The organism is Rhizobium sp. 268, assembly GCF_036571585.1.
GTDB classification, from domain to species: Bacteria; Pseudomonadota; Alphaproteobacteria; order Rhizobiales; family Rhizobiaceae; genus Rhizobium; species Rhizobium redzepovicii.
This window is the reverse complement of sequence record NZ_JAPPSO010000021.1, coordinates 17,021-36,983: the sequence shown is the minus strand read 5'-3', so window position 1 is coordinate 36,983 and position 19,963 is coordinate 17,021. Positions and strand designations below refer to the sequence as shown.

The 19,963-nt window shown below is 57.0% G+C and carries 23 protein-coding genes and 2 pseudogenes; 12 read left to right on the top strand and 13 right to left on the bottom strand.

All coding sequences use genetic code 11. From position 1 onward, the window contains the following. Positions 1-2: 2 nt before the first annotated feature. The 3 genes and pseudogenes from OS035_RS29475 to OS035_RS29465 form a co-directional block, all read right to left on the bottom strand. Positions 3-182: a hypothetical protein gene (locus OS035_RS29475; protein ID WP_128409258.1), complete on the bottom strand. Its 180-nt coding sequence runs from the start codon at positions 180-182 to the stop codon at positions 3-5. Between the two features lie 140 nt (positions 183-322). Further along, entirely contained in the window at positions 323-1,252 is a 930-nt protein-coding gene (locus OS035_RS29470; protein WP_331814525.1) for a sugar ABC transporter substrate-binding protein, read from the bottom strand. A gap of 954 nt (positions 1,253-2,206) precedes the next feature. Next, a pseudogene (locus OS035_RS29465) lies at positions 2,207-2,433 on the bottom strand (IS5/IS1182 family transposase); the annotation flags it as partial. A gap of 204 nt (positions 2,434-2,637) precedes the next feature. Here OS035_RS29465 and OS035_RS29460 point away from each other — a divergent pair. The 3 genes from OS035_RS29460 to OS035_RS29450 all read left to right on the top strand — a co-directional run bounded on the left by OS035_RS29460 (position 2,638) and on the right by OS035_RS29450 (position 4,070). Next, positions 2,638-2,943, top strand: coding sequence for a hypothetical protein (locus tag OS035_RS29460; RefSeq protein ID WP_331814523.1), 306 nt, complete (start codon positions 2,638-2,640; stop codon positions 2,941-2,943). Between the two features lie 162 nt (positions 2,944-3,105). Then, complete coding sequence (locus OS035_RS29455; protein ID WP_267970730.1) at positions 3,106-3,228, top strand: hypothetical protein; 123 nt, start codon at positions 3,106-3,108, stop codon at positions 3,226-3,228. A 140-nt stretch (positions 3,229-3,368) separates the two neighbouring features. Continuing rightward, entirely contained in the window at positions 3,369-4,070 is a 702-nt protein-coding gene (locus tag OS035_RS29450; protein WP_128409243.1) for a hypothetical protein, read from the top strand. Between the two features lie 285 nt (positions 4,071-4,355). Here the strand turns inward: OS035_RS29450 and OS035_RS29445 are convergent, their stop codons facing one another. From OS035_RS29445 to OS035_RS29435, 3 genes are read right to left on the bottom strand one after another with little or no spacing between them, the layout of a single operon-like run. Next, positions 4,356-4,550, bottom strand: a complete 195-nt coding sequence (locus tag OS035_RS29445; RefSeq protein ID WP_331814521.1) for a hypothetical protein — start codon at positions 4,548-4,550, stop codon at positions 4,356-4,358. Positions 4,551-4,557: 7 nt separating this feature from the next. Then, a complete protein-coding gene (locus OS035_RS29440; RefSeq protein ID WP_331814519.1) occupies positions 4,558-5,217 on the bottom strand; it encodes a nucleotidyl transferase AbiEii/AbiGii toxin family protein in 660 nt (219 codons plus the stop codon). Further along, on the bottom strand, positions 5,214-5,759 hold the full coding sequence (locus tag OS035_RS29435; protein ID WP_331814558.1) for a type IV toxin-antitoxin system AbiEi family antitoxin domain-containing protein: 546 nt from the start codon (positions 5,757-5,759) through the stop codon (positions 5,214-5,216). The genes OS035_RS29440 and OS035_RS29435 overlap by 4 nt, the downstream gene beginning before the upstream one ends. A 334-nt stretch (positions 5,760-6,093) precedes the next feature. Between OS035_RS29435 and OS035_RS29430 the strand changes: the two are divergent. Beyond that, positions 6,094-6,202, top strand: a pseudogene (locus tag OS035_RS29430) (DDE-type integrase/transposase/recombinase); the annotation flags it as partial. 751 nt (positions 6,203-6,953) lie between these two features. Continuing rightward, a complete protein-coding gene (locus OS035_RS29425; protein WP_064694812.1) occupies positions 6,954-7,172 on the top strand; it encodes a hypothetical protein in 219 nt (72 codons plus the stop codon). A gap of 412 nt (positions 7,173-7,584) precedes the next feature. On the opposite strand, the gene OS035_RS29420 is transcribed toward OS035_RS29425, so the two are convergent. Beyond that, positions 7,585-7,980 (bottom strand): peptidoglycan-binding domain-containing protein, encoded by a 396-nt coding sequence (locus OS035_RS29420; RefSeq protein WP_331814514.1) that lies wholly within the window; start codon positions 7,978-7,980, stop codon positions 7,585-7,587. A gap of 31 nt (positions 7,981-8,011) precedes the next feature. Here OS035_RS29420 and OS035_RS29415 point away from each other — a divergent pair, with 31 nt between their 5' ends. Further along, on the top strand, positions 8,012-8,560 hold the full coding sequence (locus OS035_RS29415) for an HWE histidine kinase domain-containing protein (protein WP_245458312.1): 549 nt from the start codon (positions 8,012-8,014) through the stop codon (positions 8,558-8,560). A 5-nt stretch (positions 8,561-8,565) separates the two neighbouring features. On the opposite strand, the gene OS035_RS29410 is transcribed toward OS035_RS29415, so the two are convergent. Continuing rightward, positions 8,566-9,183, bottom strand: a complete 618-nt coding sequence (locus OS035_RS29410) for a 6-carboxytetrahydropterin synthase (protein ID WP_128409148.1) — start codon at positions 9,181-9,183, stop codon at positions 8,566-8,568. 199 nt (positions 9,184-9,382) lie between these two features. Between OS035_RS29410 and OS035_RS29405 the strand changes: the two genes are divergently transcribed. From OS035_RS29405 to OS035_RS29380, 6 genes are all read left to right on the top strand, one after another. Then, complete coding sequence (locus tag OS035_RS29405; protein ID WP_331814511.1) at positions 9,383-9,922, top strand: phosphoribosyltransferase; 540 nt, start codon at positions 9,383-9,385, stop codon at positions 9,920-9,922. Further along, positions 9,919-10,584 carry an HAD family hydrolase gene (locus tag OS035_RS29400; RefSeq protein WP_128409150.1) on the top strand — a complete coding sequence of 222 codons (666 nt, stop codon included), beginning with the start codon at positions 9,919-9,921 and terminating at the stop codon, positions 10,582-10,584. The genes OS035_RS29405 and OS035_RS29400 overlap by 4 nt, the downstream gene beginning before the upstream one ends. A gap of 74 nt (positions 10,585-10,658) precedes the next feature. Further along, positions 10,659-11,363, top strand: coding sequence for a 7-cyano-7-deazaguanine synthase QueC (queC, locus tag OS035_RS29395; RefSeq protein ID WP_128409160.1), 705 nt, complete (start codon positions 10,659-10,661; stop codon positions 11,361-11,363). After that, on the top strand, positions 11,363-12,034 hold the full coding sequence (locus tag OS035_RS29390; RefSeq protein WP_164903204.1) for a nitrile hydratase subunit alpha: 672 nt from the start codon (positions 11,363-11,365) through the stop codon (positions 12,032-12,034). Before queC ends, OS035_RS29390 begins: the two co-directional genes overlap by 1 nt. Beyond that, the gene (guaB, locus tag OS035_RS29385) at positions 12,031-13,236 is read left to right on the top strand and encodes an IMP dehydrogenase (RefSeq protein ID WP_128409152.1); all 1,206 of its coding nucleotides are present in this window, start codon (positions 12,031-12,033) and stop codon (positions 13,234-13,236) included. Before OS035_RS29390 ends, guaB begins: the two co-directional genes overlap by 4 nt. Continuing rightward, complete coding sequence (locus tag OS035_RS29380) at positions 13,233-13,928, top strand: 7-carboxy-7-deazaguanine synthase QueE (RefSeq protein ID WP_128409153.1); 696 nt, start codon at positions 13,233-13,235, stop codon at positions 13,926-13,928. The genes guaB and OS035_RS29380 overlap by 4 nt, the downstream gene beginning before the upstream one ends. A gap of 55 nt (positions 13,929-13,983) precedes the next feature. Here the strand turns inward: OS035_RS29380 and purB are convergent, their stop codons facing one another. From purB to OS035_RS29355, 5 genes are read right to left on the bottom strand one after another with little or no spacing between them, the layout of a single operon-like run. Continuing rightward, positions 13,984-15,282: an adenylosuccinate lyase gene (purB, locus tag OS035_RS29375; protein WP_128409154.1), complete on the bottom strand. Its 1,299-nt coding sequence runs from the start codon at positions 15,280-15,282 to the stop codon at positions 13,984-13,986. Then, positions 15,279-16,286, bottom strand: a complete 1,008-nt coding sequence (locus OS035_RS29370) for an adenylosuccinate synthetase (protein ID WP_128409155.1) — start codon at positions 16,284-16,286, stop codon at positions 15,279-15,281. Before OS035_RS29370 ends, purB begins: the two co-directional genes overlap by 4 nt. Next, on the bottom strand, positions 16,286-16,912 hold the full coding sequence (gene folE, locus OS035_RS29365) for a GTP cyclohydrolase I FolE (protein WP_128409156.1): 627 nt from the start codon (positions 16,910-16,912) through the stop codon (positions 16,286-16,288). Before folE ends, OS035_RS29370 begins: the two co-directional genes overlap by 1 nt. 29 nt (positions 16,913-16,941) lie before the next feature. Then, on the bottom strand, positions 16,942-18,399 hold the full coding sequence (locus OS035_RS29360; protein ID WP_331814505.1) for a S8 family serine peptidase: 1,458 nt from the start codon (positions 18,397-18,399) through the stop codon (positions 16,942-16,944). Continuing rightward, positions 18,396-19,886, bottom strand: a complete 1,491-nt coding sequence (locus OS035_RS29355; RefSeq protein WP_128409158.1) for a CoF synthetase — start codon at positions 19,884-19,886, stop codon at positions 18,396-18,398. Before OS035_RS29355 ends, OS035_RS29360 begins: the two co-directional genes overlap by 4 nt. Positions 19,887-19,963 lie beyond the last annotated feature (77 nt).

The window sequence follows — 19,963 nt, the reverse complement described above, 5'->3', positions numbered from 1 at the left end:
TCTCACACGTCGCCAAAGGCTTTGACGACGTGCCGCGCCTTCTCGGCAGTCACACCGATCGGGTGCCGGCGATCCATGGTGAAGCTCGACACCGCGTTCGTGCCGAAGCGGAGAAAAGCGGTCACATAGACACCCAACATACCAGCGCGGAACGCGATCGGGCGATGTTTCTCGGTCTTCACCAGCCGACGAGATTGTGAATGCCAGTCTCATGCTCAAGCAGCCTGAGCTCAAGGATCCTTCATCTTTGAGGATTTGTGGAACTTCGAGCGCCCGAACACAGGATGCGGGCAAAGAGCCCGCATCCTGTGTGGCATCCGCCTTAGTTCTTGGTGACGAAGTCCTTGACGTTGGCAGGCGTGACGAGCTGGAAGGGAATGTAGACCTTCTTGTCGATCTTCTCGCCCTTGGCGAGCTTGAGCGCTGCATCGAGAGAGCCCTTGCCCTGGCCGGCGGCATCCTGGAACACCGTGACGTCGAGATCGCCCGCCTGCATGGCGGCAAGCGCGTCCTGCGTGGCATCGACACCGCCGACGACGACCTTGGTCATATCCTTGCCGGCCGCCTTCAGCGCCTGGATGGCGCCGATCGCCATTTCGTCGTTGTTGGAGATCACGGCGTCGAATTCAATGCCGCTGGAGAGCCAGTTGGTCATCAGGTCGGCGCCCTGGGTGCGGTCCCAGTTGGCGGTCTGCTCTTCGACGATCTCCAGGCCCTTGCATTCATCCGTCTTGATGACGTCATGAACGTCCTGGGTCCGCATGCGCGCAGCCTGGTTGGAGAGCTCGCCCATGATGACGACGGCCTTGCCCTTGCCGCCGAGAATGCGGCAGACTTCCTTGGTTTCCAGCGTGCCGGATTCCTGCTCGTTGGAAGCGACGAAGGCCTGATTGTCCGGCAGCGTGTCGACGTTGACCGGCTGGCGGTTGACGTAAACCAGCGGAATGCCGGCATCGGCCGCGAGCTTCGACATCGCCGTGGTCGCGTCGGTATCGACAGGGTTGACGATGATTGCATCGACCTTGGAGGCGATGAAATTCTGGATCTGGCTCTGCTGCTTGGAAACGTCGTTCTGTGCGTCTTCGACCTGCAGCGTCACGCCGCTCAGTGTCTTTGCATAATCGGTCATGCCGTTGCGCAGAACCGTCAGGAAATTGTCGTCGAATTTCGCCATCGAGACGCCGACAGTTTCCGCGTGAGCGGCCGTCGACAGGACGAGCGCCATCGCGGTGCCCAGGATAAACTTTTTCATTTTACTTCCTCCACAAAGCGGCGCCCGGCTGCACCCTCCTCACGCCGGGTTTTCAGCACGCTGGCCGAAAACAATTACCAGGGGCGCCAGAAAAAGGCCGAACATCTTCATAAGATATCAAGACAATCTCGATGCTGAGGACTAGCCTCTCCTTCGCCGCTACGTTGACTCGCGCGAACCCCAAATTTTTTGTTACCTGATTTAATGATTTAAGTGCGCAGTCTCCTACAGCGCCAATGTCGAGGGTCTTTCTTCGAAGACACCACAATGATGCAAAGCCGACACATGCCATATTGTCCAATCTCTCCGTCAGTTTCGCGTGATCGCGAGTCAACGTGACGAAGTTTGGGAAGCTTCTATCTATTTCGTTTTGAGGTCCATTCATCGTTGTCTGTGAAGTCTCTCATTCTTGAAAGAATCGTCGCCGTGAATGAGAGAACCCCATCAGTCCCGCGAGATTTTCAGGAATATCGAATGCGATGGCAGGAGACATTAACAAGAGCGGCGCTGCCGCAATGGAGCGGGCAGTCGCTGAATTGGGCCGGTCAAGGCGGCAAGTCTACGCTCTCGCAGTGCTCTTGGCTCCGGCGCAGACCTCTCTGGATATGTCGTTGGCGTTGACATGTAATCTGCATTTGTCGATGCAATTTTATTTCATGACCACGTCCAATCACTGGCGAGAGATTGTGCAAATACACAAGGCATAAAATTGATCGTGGTCCGAATTCTCGACCGAAAGCTGATGGCCGTGCACCTGCCACGACGACTTTTTCAGCGTCAGCCTCGGACTTCTTGAATGACGGTTGAATTCCGCGCGTTCCTCTCCCCGGCCGCTTTAAGCTCCGAAAAGAAGTGATGCATTGAGACAGCAAACTCTACGAATGCGATCGGCGACGACCGGATTCAAGCCGTCCCGGGCGTTGGTGCACGGACCTGGAATTTAACTGATGGGGATCATTGAAACGGCTGATCATGCCGTGGTGCCTTGCGGCGGAGGGATTTCGGGCGTGCACAGTCAAGCATGCGATTGAGAGCGGCGCAGCCGATGACGCCTTCGATCTCCCGACCAGGCCGCGACCTGCCCCGAAACGCCGCGCGATGATGGACTTTTATCGCCCGATTGCCGTTTCGATCAGCGAGCGTTTGTCGTAACCGTTAGAGAGCTGCCATTTCATGCGGCCACCAAAGACATGGAGTGCGATATATATAGAAATATATACAATAATATAGTCTAACTCACGCTTCTCGCAAATTAACGTAACACTTGCCAATCCTGAGAGGATATACTTTAAAATATACCGCCAAACCTGTTGCGTTGTTTGTCTTTTTCATCAATAGTCCTGCTATGAGGAGTTACGATAGTGTAACAGGCAAGCTATTTTCCTATGAATGCTGAAATCTTGCCGGCGGCGTCGTCGTCGGGAGGCTTGCACAAGGAGCACGACGACATGGGTCACCAAAAGAAATCAGAGAAGCGTCTTGGCTACCCGCATCTGCGGTTGGCAGCCATCGACGGCGTGTCGCTGCCTGGTCTACCATTGCCACTCGCCCGGAAGGAGATCTCTGCGTCGACGAAGAAACCCTTTTTCCAACAATTGCTCCTCGATTTTGCTGTCGGTTGCGAGCTATTTTATCCGCTCCAGCTATATGAACATTCCGCAACGAGGGCGACAAAGGCGCTAAACCGTTAAGCGAGAGTTACGATATTTGATGAGGAGGATTCGGAACGGCCGCCATGTTCCTCATTTGAAATCCACGCCTATCGGGTATCCATGTTCCAGGATGGAAGCGCCGGCTCCGTCGCCAACGGTTGCAAACTCCAACAACAGGTCGGCGAGCGGATGGAGGGTATCATGGACGACCTTGATGTGACGCAAGCAAAGGACGGCTCGGGCATACGGGCTTCAACAGGTGTGAACCAGCACGGCAGGACATCGGAAGATGGTAAGAAAGTCTATCGGGAACCCGACCGTTAAACGGTACCGCAAGGCGCAGTTCAAATCTTGCTGCTGGCATCAAATACGCCGCAAACACACGCGCGCGCCTGCCAAAATCAGGGGAATTTGACGCGCAGAAGTTCGCCCATCAAATTTACTGCAGAAAGGATTCGTTCTCCGTGTCATTTTGTTCATCGAAACGTATTCGCATCGCCGCACTTGCAGCGACTACCATTGTGCTGGGCACCCAGATCGCAATTGCGCAAGAACTGTCTATAGGGTCTCAGTGGCTGAACTCGCCGACATCTCGAGTGGAAGCGCTTGCGGTCCTTCAGAGCTTGAATGCCAATCTTCTGAGTAACGCCAGTGCTACGTTGACCCTTGATCGCTGGTGCGCCGCGCACAAGCTCGCACCGGAAGGTTCTAAGATTGTAGCTCAGCGTGTGGGCGGGCAAGACAAGCCGGCCGATGAGCACATCCGTGAACTTCTGACCGTCGGACCCGGTGAGCTGATCGCATATCGCCGCGTCCGCCTGGTCTGTGGCGACCGCGTCTTGTCGGAAGCCGACAACTGGTATGTACCCGCAAAATTAACTGCAGAGATGAATCAGGCTTTGAAGACCAGCGATATCGCGTTTGGCAGAGCCGTTCAGGCTCTTAATTTCACTCGCACAAACCTGTCTGCCACGTTGCTCTGGTCCCCTCTCTCCGAAGGCTGGGACATGGACGGCTTAACAGCGCATGAAACAAGTTCCCTTAGCCTGCCGCCGTTCCTGCTCGAACATCGTGCCGTACTGAAACTTCGAGACGGCACGCCGTTTAGCGCCTTGGTCGAAAGCTACACGGACAAAGTATTAGACTTTCCAGTTCCTTCTCAATAGCGCTTCGGTATTTCAGTGCACTTGCTGAACTGCTCGGAATAGAAAATCGACGGCCACTGCATGCGCCAAAGGCGTCTGTCATGCGCAAGCGTGGCGGTCGGGCGATTGCCCTTGTGGATTCGTTGAGCGCGGCGACCACGCACGACAGCCTAAGCGTAACCCGGATCCCAAGCCATGGCAGATTGTCGCTTGACAGTGGCGAAGATAGTGCGTCGGCGGCTCCTCTTCTCTCGTTCCGTCGCTCACCCCGGGCCACACTCGCCGTCATCGTTCCAATTCATATCTCTACACCACGCCGAAGCGCCTGCGCATTTCAGCGGTGCGTAACCACGTGTCACCGGGCAAGCGTTCAATGAATGCTGCAAAATCGCTGGTAAATGCCGGGAGGGTCGTTTGGTCGGTCAGCGCTTCGGCCTGCTGTGTCGGAAGCAATGGCTGCATGTCGGTCAGAAAGCGCGGCCGGGCAAGCTTCGCGAACATCCGTCGCTCAGCCTGTGCCCGCGTGATGATCTGGCCCGAAAGTGCGACGTAGCGGCCAAAAAAAATCAGCCACTTTCTCCACATTCAGGCCTTCAAACGTCTCCAGGCCATGCGCCAGGTCATAGAGATCGCGACCCCTCTCCCGCTGCAGCAGCGCGCGCAACTTGGTGGCCAACATTTCCTCACGGGAGAATGTCGGGACGGACGCATTCCCGGTGAACCATGGATTGGCCACACCGAACGGCAAGTCGATCGGCGGATCATACGCTTCGATCTCGCTGGTGTTGGTTTCGACCTTGAGGCGGATGGGCACGCCACCGCCGTCCTCGGCCTCAATCCGGAATTTCAACTTGGGTGCGACCGGACTTGACTCGTACTGACCGTGTCCAAGCCACGGCTCGAGGACGACACGCAAGGCGTCCAGGACCTGGCCGATCGGCCCGGCCTCTGTGCGCACGAGATCAATGTCTTCCGAGTAGCGCAGCGGAGCCGGGAAGTGCAGTTTGTTGAGGGCTGTGCCGCCCCGAAACCTCAAGGCTTCGCGCAAGAAGGGGTCGGTGAATATCGCGACCACCGCCCGGCTGATAATCAGATCCTGTTCGATCTGACGTTGATCGGCCCAAGGCGCGACATTGCCCCACGCGACAATATTCTGAGCTGGTATCATTCATCGGCCTCTGGATAGCGGCGGACGATGACCCGCCAACGCGGGTCGCGCTCGAGCACTTCAGTAGAAAAGTCGGGATCGCCGGCTTCTTTGCGGTCCAGCTCCGTCCAGGGCAGGTTGCCGCGGTCCTCCAAGGCGGTACGCATCGACGCCAGGCGTGGGCCGTGACCCAGCCTGTCGAGAAGGTAGCCGAGGCGCTGCACGACCGGCCGTTCGGTGACGCGCGACAGGTTGGTCAGGCTCTCGAAATCAATCTGCGGCGCGATATCCCTGAGGACAGTGAAGATGTTATCAAGACCGCCGGCGCCACGAGAATACCGCAGAATGTCGAGCGCTGTGAGAGCTGGTGACGACACTCTCATCGAACCTGTCTCGGTTTTCTTGTCGACAACGCCCGCGGCGACGGTCTCCATATCCTTTCGGTAGTAGAAGACGACGCGGTTGCGACCGGCCTTGATCTTGGGGAGCCGTTTGGCCGCCACGACTTGAAACTCCATTACGGCCTGATGCGTGGCACCGTGCAGTTCGGCAGCCTTAAGCAGGCCGACTTAATAGGAATTCCCCTTTCCGTAGTAATTCATGTTCAGATATCCGCGCTATATGCGGATTTTCCAACATGATTTCTCTCCATAGCTTGCAAATCCAGCCGTTGCGCGACCTTCGCTTTGCGCGCCGGAGGGGACTTCTCGCCAAAGCGAATGTCGACGCTTTGCGTGCCGAATTTCAATTCCCGGACGCGGGCTATTTCCTAAGCCGTCAGACGCTCGTTCCCTCAAAAAGGCCAGGCAATGGCCGTGTGGGAAGCCGTGAGTGCACGGCCTGCCTGAAAAGCGCAGGCTCGGCCTCACATGGCCACATTCAAACAACGTGACAACCCCGGGCCTGAACAATCGGGCGGAGAACTCTCATCAACCCGTCCGACGGCGGGAGAGGATCATGAAGCGCTTCAAGTCAACGCGACACCTTCAGCGTTTCGTTTCCGTACACGAACCGATCGCCAACCTCTTTAACGTTCCCCGCCACGATATTCCATCCACCCACCATCGAGAATTGCGAGCAACATGGCGCCAAATCGCGCGCCTTCGCGCCCGAACGAACCAAAGCCTCACTCTCAGATCTTGTTTTCACAGCGTTAAGTTTACGCTGCGGCATCATCAGGACGGCTCGGAGAAAGAGCTGGCTGATCTTGAAGCTGAAAATCGCCATCCGAAACGGCTCATGCTCGTGAAGTTCCGTGAGGAGAACGATAGGCTCAATTCCATGCTTCGCTGTTTTGGCGGCGCATAAGCGCCAAATCCAGAGGTCATATTATGAGACGTCTTCACGGACGCGCGACGCGTTTTTGCTTAGAAGACACGCGGCGATGCGACCTGCGGTAGCTCTGGAAGTCTGCGACATGCCCGCAGCGAAAGCGTGATCCAAAAAGCATGATCGTGTTCTGAATCGGAGATATTAGTTATGGTAGCAGGCCCGGGTTCGATCAAGCTCCGATACTGAACGGACGACACCGGCGGCCGTTTTGGTGATCTGCCCAAAGTGGAATACCTGGTTTTCATTTTGGCGGCGATCGAATTGACTTCGCAATGATCCCAGCTCTTTTCGACCAACAGACGAGGTCTTCACTGGGTGCAACGGATGCATATCAGAATGTGTTCGGCCTAGGCGGATTTTCGCTTACGGTTCGCCGGAAATGTCGGCAACGTTTTCTTTTGCCGAATCGGATATTAGCAAAGGTTATGAAGAGCGAACAACGACGCCTTGCCGCGCAAAAAGCCTTTGATCGTCTCCGCCGCGCGGGATTGCCGACGGAGGAGGATCCGCGTTTCCTCTTATGGATCGAACAATGGATTGCCGGCGAAATTGAAATGCAAGAGGTCCGGGAACGGTATCTTGGGTTCCTGCGAGAACAAGCTTCCGAACTCAAGCGGCGTGCGCTTGCCAGGGGCGCCAAGTAACCTTCCGATCCGGGACCGCAGCCGATCGAAGGGGTGATCGGCACGGGCGGCCACGATGCGTGCCGCATCGACTGCGGCCAGTCCACGCACCAAGCGCATGCCCAAGCGGACAGCATGGCGGCGCTCTCCCTCCAGAGCGAAAATTACGTCGAGGGACCAAGGGGAAGACCTCCAAAACTACGAATTCTCGCAGCTATCCGTCTTCGATTTTTCAACGCGCGGCGCGGCGGCCATCAACTGGCCGACCCGATTTGACTCCAATCTTGGATCGAACCGGCTAATCGCTGCTTTTCCTTGATTTTCTCCGGAAGAAAAGGAGGGCCACCATAATGAGGAATACGACAACGAGGTAACCGGAACTGTCTCCGCTCTCGCTCCCACTTCGGTTTGCGACGGGGATGGCGGGAGCCGGCTACGACACTTGCGGCGAAAGGCTCACCGGCTCGGAAGAAAGGACCTTAGGCTTTGGATCGACCAAAGGCACAATGGGTACCGCAACCACATCCGCCGGCAGCGCGGCAGGCTGCGCATCGGTATTCGAACTCGGAAACAGCGCCTTCAGCGAATCCTGGGTCACGACGCCGGAAGGCGCCAGCCGATGAGCACGCTGAAACCCCTTGAGTGCGGCGACGGATTTCGATCCCCAGATCCCGTCTGGCGTGCCCGCGTCGAAACCCTGATCGGCGAGCGCCTTCTGGACGTCGCGAACCGGCCTGATTTCGGCGTGGACCTGCCCTGTCGAGATCGCGCACAACATGCACACAACCACCAATGCCGAGAATTTCGCTTGGATTTCCGCGTCACTCATCCCCCGAGACGGGTGACTATACACCGCTGGGTTGACGCGCCAATGCTCTCGGCCCTCCCTGGATGACAAACGGGATGAAGAGGCGGATATCCTGCGGCGGCTGAAGCTGGGGGAACGGATCGAACCTTTCCAAACGACGCGCCGCCACCGAGACGGCCGGATGGTCCCGATCTCGATCACCATATCTCCCATCAAAAGCCGGGGCGGCAGGCTCGTCGGTGCATCAAGCATCGCCCGGGACATCTCGGAGAGGCGCGAGAGCGACCGCTGGCTTCGCCTTCTGACGCGAGAAATCAATCATCGTGTCAAAAATCAGTACGCCATCGTGCTGGCCATTATCCGGCAGACGGCGACACGTTCTCGATCAATCGAAGAATTCGAGAAGCGCGTTCGCGAACGTATCACGGCACTTTCTCATTCGCATGATCTGCTCTCGCAGGTCGATTGGGCCGGCGTTAGGCTTGCTGATCTTGTGGCTCATCAGCTCAAGTCGTTCGAGGTTCTCCAACCGGTCCGGGTTGTCGGCCCGGAGATGATCAACCGCTCTCCACAGCCAGCATTTCTGACCGTGACACTGTAAAGTTATCAGCTCAATCCGGAGTCGTAACCTGCCAAATGACTCAATCTGCCGGAGGGCAGTTTCGGCACAGCATCGAACGCGAACCAGTCTGGATCCTGGGTATTGTATGTCGCCATACAGTTTGGCGTTTCCCAAACCTCGACTCGCAGGAGATGTGCGCGGTTATGGCTTCGGAACCTAACGCGGGGTGCCAGCCTATTGAACCAATGCTTCGCGAGGTTCTCCGCAGTTGGCACGCTCGCCAGCAAAAGTGTCTTGCCGAATGGACCTTCGATCAGCTTTTGATCGGCATGGGTCACCTCATCACGGTATTCCCGCAGAACCGCGGCCGCCTTAGCTTCGTGTGCGTTTTCGGGGAGAAAGGAGCCGATCCAGGGATCGTCTACCCAAATCATCATGCCATGATCGCAGCAGGCATCGATCTCGGCCATCATTTCGTCCTTCAAGAAACCGAAATCGAGGACCATGCCAGTCTGCTCCCCGTCGCCACACAGGGGGCCCACGCAAGTCGCGGCAATCTTATATCGATGACCGTGCAAGTTATGGCATTTCGACTCGTGGTGCGGGATACGGTGGGCCGCATCGATACCGATTTCACGCGTGATCAAATGATATTCCTGCATGGTTTCCCCACTGCGCTAGGATTCACGACATCTTCGAGACCATTCTCGCATTGCAATTTTAAATATGCAACCATTGACAATAATCGTTTAGCCTGTATTTTTTTCAGGCGCTATCGGAGCAAGCGCACAATTATATTCATGCGTTGGCACAGGTAGGAGGAGCCCCATGGATCTTTGGCTGGGAAAGCGGCTTCTGCAATTGAGCTGGGAGGAATTCGGCAACTCCGTCGATATTCTCTACGAACGGATATGCCAGGACGCGGTGAAGCCGGACGCTGTTGTCGCGTTGGCGCGAGGCGGGCTGCCGCTGGCAACCGCGTTGGCGCATAGGCTGGAACTGCACGACATCCGGGTGATTTCCGTCACCCGAAACGCCGGCGACGAACGCTATGCCGAGCGTGGAGCGCCCAAGATAGCTTGGGTGGGGCCGGCGAAAGACGACTGGTCCGCTCGCCATTTGCTGATTTGCGACGACATCGCCGGCGATGGCGGTACCCTGACCGCAATCCTTGGGCAACTCCGGGAGTTGGGCGCGAAATCCATTCGATCCGCAACTGTTGTTTGCAACGTCAACTGTCAAAATCGTCCCGATTATTGGGCGATAGAATCCGACGATTGGGTTGTTTTCCCGTGGGAAAGCCAGAAAGCAGTGATGGATGGCCCCGTCGAGCCGCTTGTTGCCGCCTCGCAGTCGAGCTTGGGCCGGCGAAGCGCTGACGAGGCCCCGGTGCGCAGATGATTAGGGCTGTGATTTTCGATCGGGACGGGACTTTGCTGGATTTCTCGGGGATGTTCCTGGCATTCGTTGACGATCTGCATGTCCGGCAAGGTTTATCCGTACCCAGCGACCGCGATCATGTGTTGAGTCTGGACTATTGGCACAGCATTGAGAAAGGGCGGACGATCGGCGACATCCTGGTGATGGATCATCTGGATCGTATCCCTCGGTCATATATGGAGCAGGCACAGTTTTTTCCCGGCACAACCGACGTTATCCGCACCTTGAGCAATGGCGGAAGGCGACTTGCCATCGCCAGCGCCTGGGTCGCCACCGACCAGACGAAATGTCTGCTGGTGCGGGAGCAGGTTGCCGATTGCTTTGTATCCGTTCTGACACGTGACGACCTTGGGGCGGAAGCGGTCGCGTGCACGCCCAGCAGCCTGGAGGTGAAACTCGCGCTTGTGCAGCGAAGCCTCAAAGAGCTTGAAATGGATCCGCGGGAAGTTGCCATCGTAGGCGACGCGCCGATCGATATACAGGCAGGTAAGGCGCTCGCCATGCGAACAATTGCTGTTCGGACAGGCAATTTCAGGTTCTTGGGCAATCACTTGGAGGCGCTGGCGCCAGATCACGTCGTGGCGAGCGTCGCGGAATTGAGGGCGAGTGAACATCTAACTTGATCTGGCGATCGGGGTTTGGTGGACGGCAAGTTTGCCAACGGGATTTTCAGAGGGAAAATGAGGAGTGTAGTGCCATGTCAAAATGGAAAGCCGTCGTTTTGTTGAGTGGAGGATTGGATTCCGCAACGACTTTGGCCATTGCAAAGCAGCAGGGCTTCGACCTGTATGCATTGAGCTTCCGGTATGGTCAGCGCCATATCGCCGAGCTTGAGGCGGCCAAGCAAGTTGCCGCCGAAGCAGGCGTCAGGGATCATATGATCGCATCGATCGATTTGCGCCAATTTGGCGGGTCGGCACTGACGCAGGATATTGACGTTCCCAAGGGTCGGGCGACCTCCGAAATGAGCGAGGGAATTCCGGTCACCTATGTGCCCGCACGCAACACGATCTTCCTGTCGTTCGCATTGGCTTGGGCAGAGGTGCTGAAGGCCCCCGACATCTTCATCGGCGTCAACGCGTTGGACTATTCCGGTTATCCGGATTGCCGGCCGGAATATATCGACGCTTACGTCCGCATGGCCAATCTGGCGACGAAAACAGGCGTAACCGGCGAAACGACCTTGAAGATTCATACACCGCTCATTCAGATGACGAAGGCGCAGATCATTCGGCGCGGCACGGAACTGGGGGTTAAGTACGGACTGACCCACAGTTGCTACGACCCAACGGTAGAGGGGCTGTCCTGTGGGGAATGCGATTCCTGCCTGCTTCGGTTGAAAGGGTTCAGCGAGGCTGGTTTGAAGGATCCGGCGCGTTACGCCCAACGCGGTGCCGCCTGATGCGAGACGCAGATGGGCCATCCTCGGAGGTGCTTTTACCGGTCGGCGCGATGTTGGTGGCACGCGCCTGGCGGGATCCATTGTTCGAACATCGACTTTTGACCAACTCTGAAGATGTCCTGACGGAATACGGGGTTGCGCTGGAGGATGGTACGATCCTGACGGTTCTGAAGAACGAACCACAAGTACACCATGCCGTCGTATGCACATTGTGCTCCTGTTATCCCACGAGCTTGTTGGGTCCGGCACCTTATTGGTATCGCAGCGCCGAATATCGGCGACGAATGGAAACGGATCCCCGAGGATTTTTGTCCCAGCAGTTCGGATTGAATATTCCCGACGAGACCGAAATCCGAGTTTATGATTCGACGTTCCGTCATCGTTACCTGGTCCTGCCCCTTTTGCCCGAAGGTTTCGAGAAGCTGGGATTGGAGGAAATGGCCCTTTTGGTCACTTTGGACAGTTTGATCGGAACCGGTATCGCAGGGGCAGAAACCAGCTGGCATTCCCGTCCGTTCGGCGACGACGCCAAATGGCATACCGATCATCGGCTGGAGGGCAGAATGCTGGTGAGAGACGCTCCGACAGGGGATCCATTCCATGAATGTCCCCCTGCCCACGAGGGCGAGCACATCCATGACCACAACCTCGAAGAGCGGAATAGATCATGACGTCAGACATCATTCCCCTAGGACTGTCTTTCGACGATGTTTTGCTGGTCCCGCAACGTACGCGCGCCTGGAGCCGCAAGGATATCGATATTTCCAGTCGGGTAACGCGCCGAAGAAGACTTGCGGTGCCGATTTTATCCGCCAATGTGCCCTGGTGCACGGATGCCCGGATGGCCATTGCCATGGGGCGGCTTGGAGGGCTTGGCATTGTCCATAGAATGATGCCGATCAAAGACCAGGTGACCGCGATACTGAATGTCAAAAGCGCCATGATCGACCCGGCGACGGCACACACGGCAACGCAGTCGGTCGATGGTCGCTTGTTGGCGGCCGCGGCTATCGGCGCAAAGCCGGAAGCGTTGGAGCGTGCTGCCGTTCTGGTCGAGGCAGGGGCCGAAATCCTCGTCCTGGATATCGCTCATGGACACGCAGATTACGCGATAGAAACGGTTGCGCGCCTCAAGGATCGGTATCCCGCCGTCGAAGTGATCGCCGGGAATGTCGCGACGGCGGAGGGAACCCATGATTTGATTGAAGCGGGTGCCGATGCCATCAAAGTCGGTATCGGGCCTGGCGGCATATGCACGACGCGATTGGTGGCAGGGGCAGGTGTGCCTCAGCTGACAGCGGTGCGCGATTGCGTGGCGGTGGCGCGCGCACACGATGTTCCGGTGATCGCCGACGGGGGTATACGGGGATCCGGGGAAATAACGAAGGCCTTGGCGGCCGGCGCGTCAACGGTAATGCTGGGAAGCATCCTGGCCGGCGCAGAGGAAAGCGCGGCCTTCACGGTTGAGCGCGACGGCCGACGCTACAAGATTTCGACCGGCTTTGTTTCCCTCGGCGTGAACCTGACCATACGCAGAACAGAAGGTGACTTTCTTCTCGACGATGAAATTGCCGATTACGAACCAGAAGGTGTCGAAGCGACGTTTGAATACCGCGGCCCGCTTATGCAGGTGCTGCGGTCGCTTTCCAATGGTCTGCGATCCGGGATTTCATACTGCGGCAGCATGGATATCGCCGAAATGCATGAAAAGGCGCGTTTCGTCCAGATCACCGGAGCCGGCATTGCTGAAAGTAAACCGCATGCAATCGGCCTGGTTCAGCAAATTCAGCCCAATTATCGCGAGCAATTTCTTCGGGAGGCTGCGGCGGCCCGGGCAATAAAATCGACGCAAACGGTGGAGTTTTCGCCATGAAGGGCAAGAATAAACTCAGACGTCAGGAATTGACAGACGGTCGCGAACTTTGGATCCAGGAGGTATTTTATACGCTGCAAGGCGAGGGGCCGTTCAGCGGACAGCCCAGCGTTTTCGTGCGCACCTGCGGCTGCAATCTCAAGTGTTTCTGGTGCGATACCGATTTCGAATCCTCCACATGGCGACCGAGCCTGGACGAGTTGCTTGAGACAATCGAGAACATTCGTCCGTCGTTTTGCGATTTGATCGTCATCACGGGCGGTGAACCTTTCCGGCAAAATATCGCTCCGCTGGTCGAAACCTTGTTAGGGCGAGGGTTGCGTGTTCAAATCGAGACCAATGGAACCTTATGGATCGAACTGCCGGAAAGCGAACGCTTGACCATTGTGTGCAGCCCGAAAACCCCTGGGTTGCATCCGGATATCGTGCCCCGCATCTCCGCTTATAAATACGTTCTGTCTGTCGACGAGGTCGATGCGGAGGATGGATTGCCGGCACGATCCACGCAAAAGGAAAACTATGTCATGCGGCTATTTCGCCAGAAAAAAGCGGTGGCGCCGATCTATGTCATGCCGCGCGACGATGGCGACGAGAATTTGAATGAACGCAATCGCGCCCTTTGTGCTGATATCGCGATGCGCCACGGCTATACGCTGTGCCTTCAGACACATAAAATGTTAGCTTTACGGTAGGAACCATGGCTTTCGCTCGGTTCCTTGAGTTGCTGAAAGACCTCGGAGATGAGCCTCACAGCTCGGCAAAAGCGCGCGCAAAAATGAAATCGACATTCGCCAAATAACAGGCGGGATCGGTGGCCACGTCAATCTCCTCCACGGATATGTGGGTCGTCAATTCTGGCTCCAGGAGAGCCGCGTCCCTGAAAGTCATGCCCTGATCTACCGCGCGGGCCGCGGCCTGTTGAACCATTGCATAGGCGCGTTCGCGGCTGAGGCCTGCATCGATCAGGGACAGCAAAACTCGCTGCGAGGCGAAACCACCCCGCATGGCGTCCAGGTTTGCGCGCATTCTGTCGGGTCGAACCTCTAGGCCGCGCATAATCCCGCTCAGGCGCGCAAGTGCGAAATCGCACAGGCTGAATGCATCGGGCAGGGCCACGCGCTCAACTGACGAGTGGGACATATCCCGTTCGTGCCACAGCGCGATATTCTCCAAGACGGGCATCGCCGACGCGCGGATAAGTCTCGCGAGGCCGGTCAGATTTTCAGAGAAAATCGGGTTGCGTTTATGGGGCATGGCCGAGGAGCCCTTTTGCGTCGCCGAAAAGCCTTCCGCAACCTCTTCGACTTCCTGCCGCTGCAGATGGCGCAATTCGGTCGCAAGACGTTCTATCGCGCCCGCCAGGATCGCCAGGCCGGTCATTACCGAGGCATGCCTGTCGCGCGCGACTGCCTGGGTTGCCACGGTTTCCGGCGTAAGGCTCAACGCGGCGGCGACGAAGTTTTCGACGCGAGGGTCGATGGTGGCATAGGTGCCGACGGCGCCCGCCAGTTTGCAGACCGCCATTTCCCGTCTGGCTTCGGCAAGGCGACGCGCACTGCGTCGGAATTCGGCAAAAAAACCGGCTAGTTTTAGCCCAAAAGTCGTCGGCTCGGCGCCCCTTCCATGGGTGCGGGCAAGGCATAGGGTCCCACGATGTTCTTCCGCCAGTTGGCGGAGCGTGTTCGTGAGATCGTCGATCTCGGCAAGAAGGAGATCTATCGCTTCGCACGTCTGCACGGCAAGCGCCGTATCGAGCATATCCGAAGACGTCATCCCGTAGTGAATAAAGCGCCCCTCTATGCCGACCTGTTCGGAGACGGATGTCAGGAATGCAATAACCTCATGATGGACTTGCGCCTCAAGCACCGCAATCCGCTCCACGTCGACCGTCGCGCGGGAGCGAACGATTTCGGTGGTGCCTGATGGGATCTTGCCGATCGCCTCCATCCCCTCCAAGGCCAGCAATTCGACTTTTAACCACAAGGAATAGCTATGCTCCCGCGACCAAAGCTGCCTCATTTCCATACGGCTGTAGCGCGGGATCATAGGGTATGCCGGCGGTCGACGATGTGATGGGTATCCGGCCCTGTCCCGAGGAGCGTGGCGGGGACGTTGCACGCTTGCTCCAGGCGATCGACGAAGCGGCGCAGATCCGAATTCCAGCGATCCATCGGAAGGTGGCTGCAGCCAGGATCCAGCCAATCCAGATGTGTCACGGCCAATTGCGTTGCACCATTGACGCGGGCGGCATCGGCCGCCAGCTCAAAATCGAACTGGCCGACACGGCGGGGTCTTCCGGTGACAGTCCCGCACTGGATAAACCCCCGCCTTTTTGCCTCATCCGCCGACATTTCGGTCGGGAATGGGCCGGCACCCACGCGGGTTGGAAAGGCCTTGAAGGTCACGATGACATGGTCAACGCGGGTCGGCCCAATCCCGATATCGGCGGCAGCGGTGCTGGCGCTGGAGTCCTTTCCGACGGCATACGGATAGGTGCCGTATAAGACAGACAAAAGATATCCGTTGGTCCCTTCGATCAAGACGTGTTCGCCACGGTCAAGACATGCATTTGTCTCTTTCGAAACATCAACCAGGAAATCTTGCAGTTGAGGCTCATCGGCCGAACGTCTCGCCCGACGCATGGCGCGATCGGCAAGGCTGGGGCCATGGCCGCTGCCGGTGGAACCGATCGTCTTCGTCAAATTGGCGTCTCTGACTTCAGCTGCGCGGTGATGTGGCTCGACCAAGGTCGCGCGCGGGTCAATACCGACACGTTTTTCGATACCCAGCCGCGTGATCTCTTCGATCAGAATGTCGCTATTGATCAGGACCCCCGCGCCCAGCAAAAGGCGCGTATTCGGGTTGATAAAGGCGCTGGGCGATTGGCGCAGTTTGTAGTCGCGCCCCTCGTAAACCACAGTGTGGCCGGCGCCAGGGCCCAAACCGGCCCGGCAGGCGACCGAGATTTTATCGGTAACCGCCAGATAGCTGCAAATCTTGCCTTTCGCCTCGTCACCCCACTGTCCGCCGACCACGATGGAGCAGGTCATTATAGTCCCCTCGAGCCGAACCCGTCGCAGCGAATGCGCTGATAAAATTCTTGCCGCGTGCGATCGTCCGTCAGGAACGCGCCGGTGAGATGGCTTGTCGTCATCCAGCTGCCCTTCTTCCGGACGCCGCGGCATTTCATGCAAAAATGCTCGGCGTCGATGACACAGGCCGCGCCTCGCGGTTTCAAGACGTTGTCAACCGCTTCCGCTATCTCGACGGTGAGGCGTTCCTGGATTTGGAGGCGGCGCGAATAGCCGTCAACCACACGAGCAAGTTTGCTGATGCCGACCACCCGCCCAACCGGCAGATAGGCGACATGCGCATTGCCGATGATAGGAGCCAGATGATGTTCGCACATGGACTCGAACGGAACGTGCCGCAAGACGACCATATCGCGGTAGCCGGTGATTTCCTCGAAGGTGCGATCCAGAACATCGTGCGGGTCTTCCTCATAACCGGCACAATACTCCTTAAATGCGGTAGCGACGCGTTTCGGCGTATCCGATAATCCTTCGCGAGCCGGGTTTTCGCCAACCCATACCAACAGGGTTCTGATGGCGTCCTCCACCTGTTCTCGGGTTACGTCGCGTTCAAATATGTCTATCTTAGGGGCAATGGTGTCCATGATATCACCTTCATTTGTACGGAGAAAAATCAAAGCGCTGCACCAAGCTCCCGCAGCGCCTTTTCCGCATCGACCAACCCGTATCCCGTCGCCAGGTTCGGTAGCGGCAGTCCGGCGGGGTTGCCTTCAGCCGAAACGCCATAAAGCACGGGTCTCGTGCATCGGGCGATGAGTTCCTTCGCCGCTCTCTGATCTAGGCTCGGTTGAACTTGTTTCAACATAGAGATGACGCCGGAAACCTGCGCAGATCCGGAGGAAGTCCCGCTGATGACGACCCAGCCGTCATCGGGTCGGTCCGTACCGTCACCGTAAGCATAGGGTTTCTCGGCGAAGGCAACGTCGATTTCCGATCCAGGCATGGTCGGCATCATGAGATAGACGCCTTCCGGCTTCATACCGACGAGCCCGCAAAAATCAGGCACGATGCGGCCGGGGAAGAGGCGGCTCTCGTAGCCGCTGGCGTAGCTGGCGGCCTCCAGTGACCCGTCGCGATGAACGAATGAACCGCCCACGGCGATTGTTTCATGCATCTGCTGAGGAAATAGCTTCTTTTCGTTTCCCCCGGCAAACACGACAATTATTCCATTATTGATGGCGTAAAGCACGGTAAGGGCCACAAGTTTCTGCGCTGCATGCAGGGGACCATGAGAGGCGGGCATACCCCAGGTGTTTTGGATAATGGCAGGAGCTCGATCAATCGCCATTTTGAATGCGGTGAACGCGTCCTCGCCAGATTGCTTTATCATCGTGACCTTGGCGTTCGGCGCCAAGGACATCAGGCTTGCGCACACCATTGTCCCGTGGCCGACTTCGTCCAATTCCGCCGCTGAGGCGCCGGGCGCGAGAACAACATCCACATGCAAGCCACGGTCTTGAAACCAGGGATGGTTCCACCAGCCGCTGTCGACGACGACTACGTCGATATCTTGCCCGCAGATGTTTTTGGCGTGCGCTTCGTTGGCACATAGATTGGTAACGAGGTCCCTCGGGGCGTTCAAGTGATAGTAGTCGACCTGGGGTTTTGGCAGGTGATGGGGATGATTTTCGTCGCTGTCCGAGGGGCCACTATCCGAGGAGGCGCTGTAGCTCTCGATGGGCATCAGGACGACGCCTTCGATCTCTTGCCACCGTTTGTCGATGGGCACGTGCAAGTAGGGATCCGCATTGGCAAATGCAAGACGTGCGCGGCTATGCGGCGCATCCGCGAATCGACACCCGAACGCTTGTATAAATTGCTGCGGCGTCCCTTCGATGGTGATCGAAAAGGGACCGACGTGATGTATGTTGAAACCATTCGTTTCCAGAAGTCCGCTCACCCGACCAGTTCGTTCGGCAGCCGCTGGTTTCGGAAACTCCCGCAATTCGCGAGCATCGCCCGTCGCCAAGAGTGAACGCTCGGGAGGGGAGATAACAACCTCCGCCGTCACGCGAAAAGCCGAATGGTTTGACCGCGACTGTCCATTTCGGGTGGTGCGTTCGTCGCTCATATCTTTATCACGATCGGCTCGTTGAGTTGTTCGGGTCCGCAAAAGAGGATGTCGAAAACGACTTCGTTTGCATCCATAGCCGTACTCAACACCGTGTCAGGAACGGCGCGCATGGCGGCGATAATATCTCCGCGGAGTTGATCGCAGCGCTTCCGATGGAGATGCGGCGCGTAGCGAAGTTCCAGCGAAAGCTTGATGGTCACTACGCCGCCGCTCTCTTCGGCTCGGACGGACATGATCGGAAGTGATCCTACAGTGCGATCCTTGGCGGTCCGAACATTGGCGAACCAGTCATAAACACGAATATCGGGGATGGCGGCGAGCGTATTATTGAGCGGTGCCGAAAACAGCAGCCATTCCCGCTTGCCATCCTTCATGCGGGTCAAGGCATTCTTGACGCGCCCCAGGAAGTCAAAAACGACCCGGCCATTAGCCGAGGGAATACGTCGCACCAGATCGCCATTTTGATAGCGGATCAACGGTTGCATCTGCACGAACGGGTAAAGATTGGTCAACACCAATGCGCCGACCCCCTCTTGGAGTGAGCCCCCGGTGTCGACATCAACAACCTCGCCAATCAGGTGGGGATCCAGAACAAATCGGCTTGTGGGTTCGATGCAGGTGGCACCACCAATGGTTTCGGTCATCGAAAAGCGGATGTTGATAGGGCATTTCCACGCGTTGCGTAGGAACTCGAACATCTGCATGGACAGGAACCCACCGGTCAGGTTGATGCATTCCATACGATACGTGCTAAGGTCCACGCCCTGCTCCAGTAGGTAGCTGGTGAAAAATAGGATATGGTGCCCAAGACCACCTAATATGCGAATGCGGCTGTCGTATCCCTTGAAATGATAGGTCGTATCCAGAACCCGACGGGCATCCTGGATCAAAGTGTCGTCCGTGACGCCGCTGACGAAACTCATGCCGATGCTCGGCATCGGCACTGCGACTCCATGATAAAAATTAGGGAAAGACAGGCTGAGCGGTTTGGGTCGTCCCGACTTCAAAAACGAGCGGAACATGTGGGAGAAATAGTCATTGATGAAACGCACTTCCTCGAATGACTTATAAACGTCCATTGGTTGGCCCGTTGTGCCCGATGTATGGCAGGTCGAGCGCAATTGAACGTCGTCGGCTATGAACTCTTCGAAATTTTCGGAAATCACTGTTCGGGATATAATTGGCCATGCCGACAGGTCGGGCGCAGCGTCGACTTCGTTCGATGGAAGCGCTGCATAGGCTGGATTTTTGCCGTAAAATTTCGTGTGCTTGTAGGCGTGGCCCAAGGTCCATTTCAGCAGGAATTTTTGAAGGGCAAAAAGAATCAGACGATTAGCGTCGTGAAACCCTTCGGATGCGCGAAACAGATCCATTAGGGCCGCAGGATCGATTTCCGCGACCGCGTTCAATCGTCCGGTCAGTTCTTCGGCGAAGGTGCGAAGGTCGGTGTGATCACGAGGTTCGATTTCGAGAGAATTGAGCATACCCCACCCATCAAGCGCGATGCACCCGGCTTCGCACCTTGCCAAACTTTGCTTGTATGACCTGAAGTTAAATTTGA

Excerpts from the sequence above, each read along its gene's own strand:
- OS035_RS29460 (WP_331814523.1), top strand. The coding sequence starts at position 2,638 with ATGAATGCTGAAATCTTGCCGGCGGCGTCGTCGTCGGGAGGCTTGCAC.
- OS035_RS29445 (WP_331814521.1), bottom strand. The coding sequence starts at position 4,550 with ATGTTCGCGAAGCTTGCCCGGCCGCGCTTTCTGACCGACATGCAGCCA.
- OS035_RS29410 (WP_128409148.1), bottom strand. The coding sequence starts at position 9,183 with ATGCAGGAATATCATTTGATCACGCGTGAAATCGGTATCGATGCGGCC.
- queC (WP_128409160.1), top strand. The coding sequence starts at position 10,659 with ATGTCAAAATGGAAAGCCGTCGTTTTGTTGAGTGGAGGATTGGATTCC.
- OS035_RS29390 (WP_164903204.1), top strand. The coding sequence starts at position 11,363 with ATGCGAGACGCAGATGGGCCATCCTCGGAGGTGCTTTTACCGGTCGGC.
- OS035_RS29360 (WP_331814505.1), bottom strand. The coding sequence starts at position 18,399 with ATGAGCGACGAACGCACCACCCGAAATGGACAGTCGCGGTCAAACCAT.
- OS035_RS29400 (WP_128409150.1), top strand. The coding sequence starts at position 9,919 with ATGATTAGGGCTGTGATTTTCGATCGGGACGGGACTTTGCTGGATTTC.
- guaB (WP_128409152.1), top strand. The coding sequence starts at position 12,031 with ATGACGTCAGACATCATTCCCCTAGGACTGTCTTTCGACGATGTTTTG.
- OS035_RS29355 (WP_128409158.1), bottom strand. The coding sequence starts at position 19,886 with ATGCTCAATTCTCTCGAAATCGAACCTCGTGATCACACCGACCTTCGC.
- OS035_RS29370 (WP_128409155.1), bottom strand. The coding sequence starts at position 16,286 with ATGACCTGCTCCATCGTGGTCGGCGGACAGTGGGGTGACGAGGCGAAA.
- OS035_RS29440 (WP_331814519.1), bottom strand. The coding sequence starts at position 5,217 with ATGATACCAGCTCAGAATATTGTCGCGTGGGGCAATGTCGCGCCTTGG.
- OS035_RS29380 (WP_128409153.1), top strand. The coding sequence starts at position 13,233 with ATGAAGGGCAAGAATAAACTCAGACGTCAGGAATTGACAGACGGTCGC.
- OS035_RS29455 (WP_267970730.1), top strand. The coding sequence starts at position 3,106 with ATGGACGACCTTGATGTGACGCAAGCAAAGGACGGCTCGGGCATACGG.
- OS035_RS29420 (WP_331814514.1), bottom strand. The coding sequence starts at position 7,980 with ATGAGTGACGCGGAAATCCAAGCGAAATTCTCGGCATTGGTGGTTGTG.
- folE (WP_128409156.1), bottom strand. The coding sequence starts at position 16,912 with ATGGACACCATTGCCCCTAAGATAGACATATTTGAACGCGACGTAACC.
- OS035_RS29425 (WP_064694812.1), top strand. The coding sequence starts at position 6,954 with ATGAAGAGCGAACAACGACGCCTTGCCGCGCAAAAAGCCTTTGATCGT.
- purB (WP_128409154.1), bottom strand. The coding sequence starts at position 15,282 with ATGATCCCGCGCTACAGCCGTATGGAAATGAGGCAGCTTTGGTCGCGG.
- OS035_RS29470 (WP_331814525.1), bottom strand. The coding sequence starts at position 1,252 with ATGAAAAAGTTTATCCTGGGCACCGCGATGGCGCTCGTCCTGTCGACG.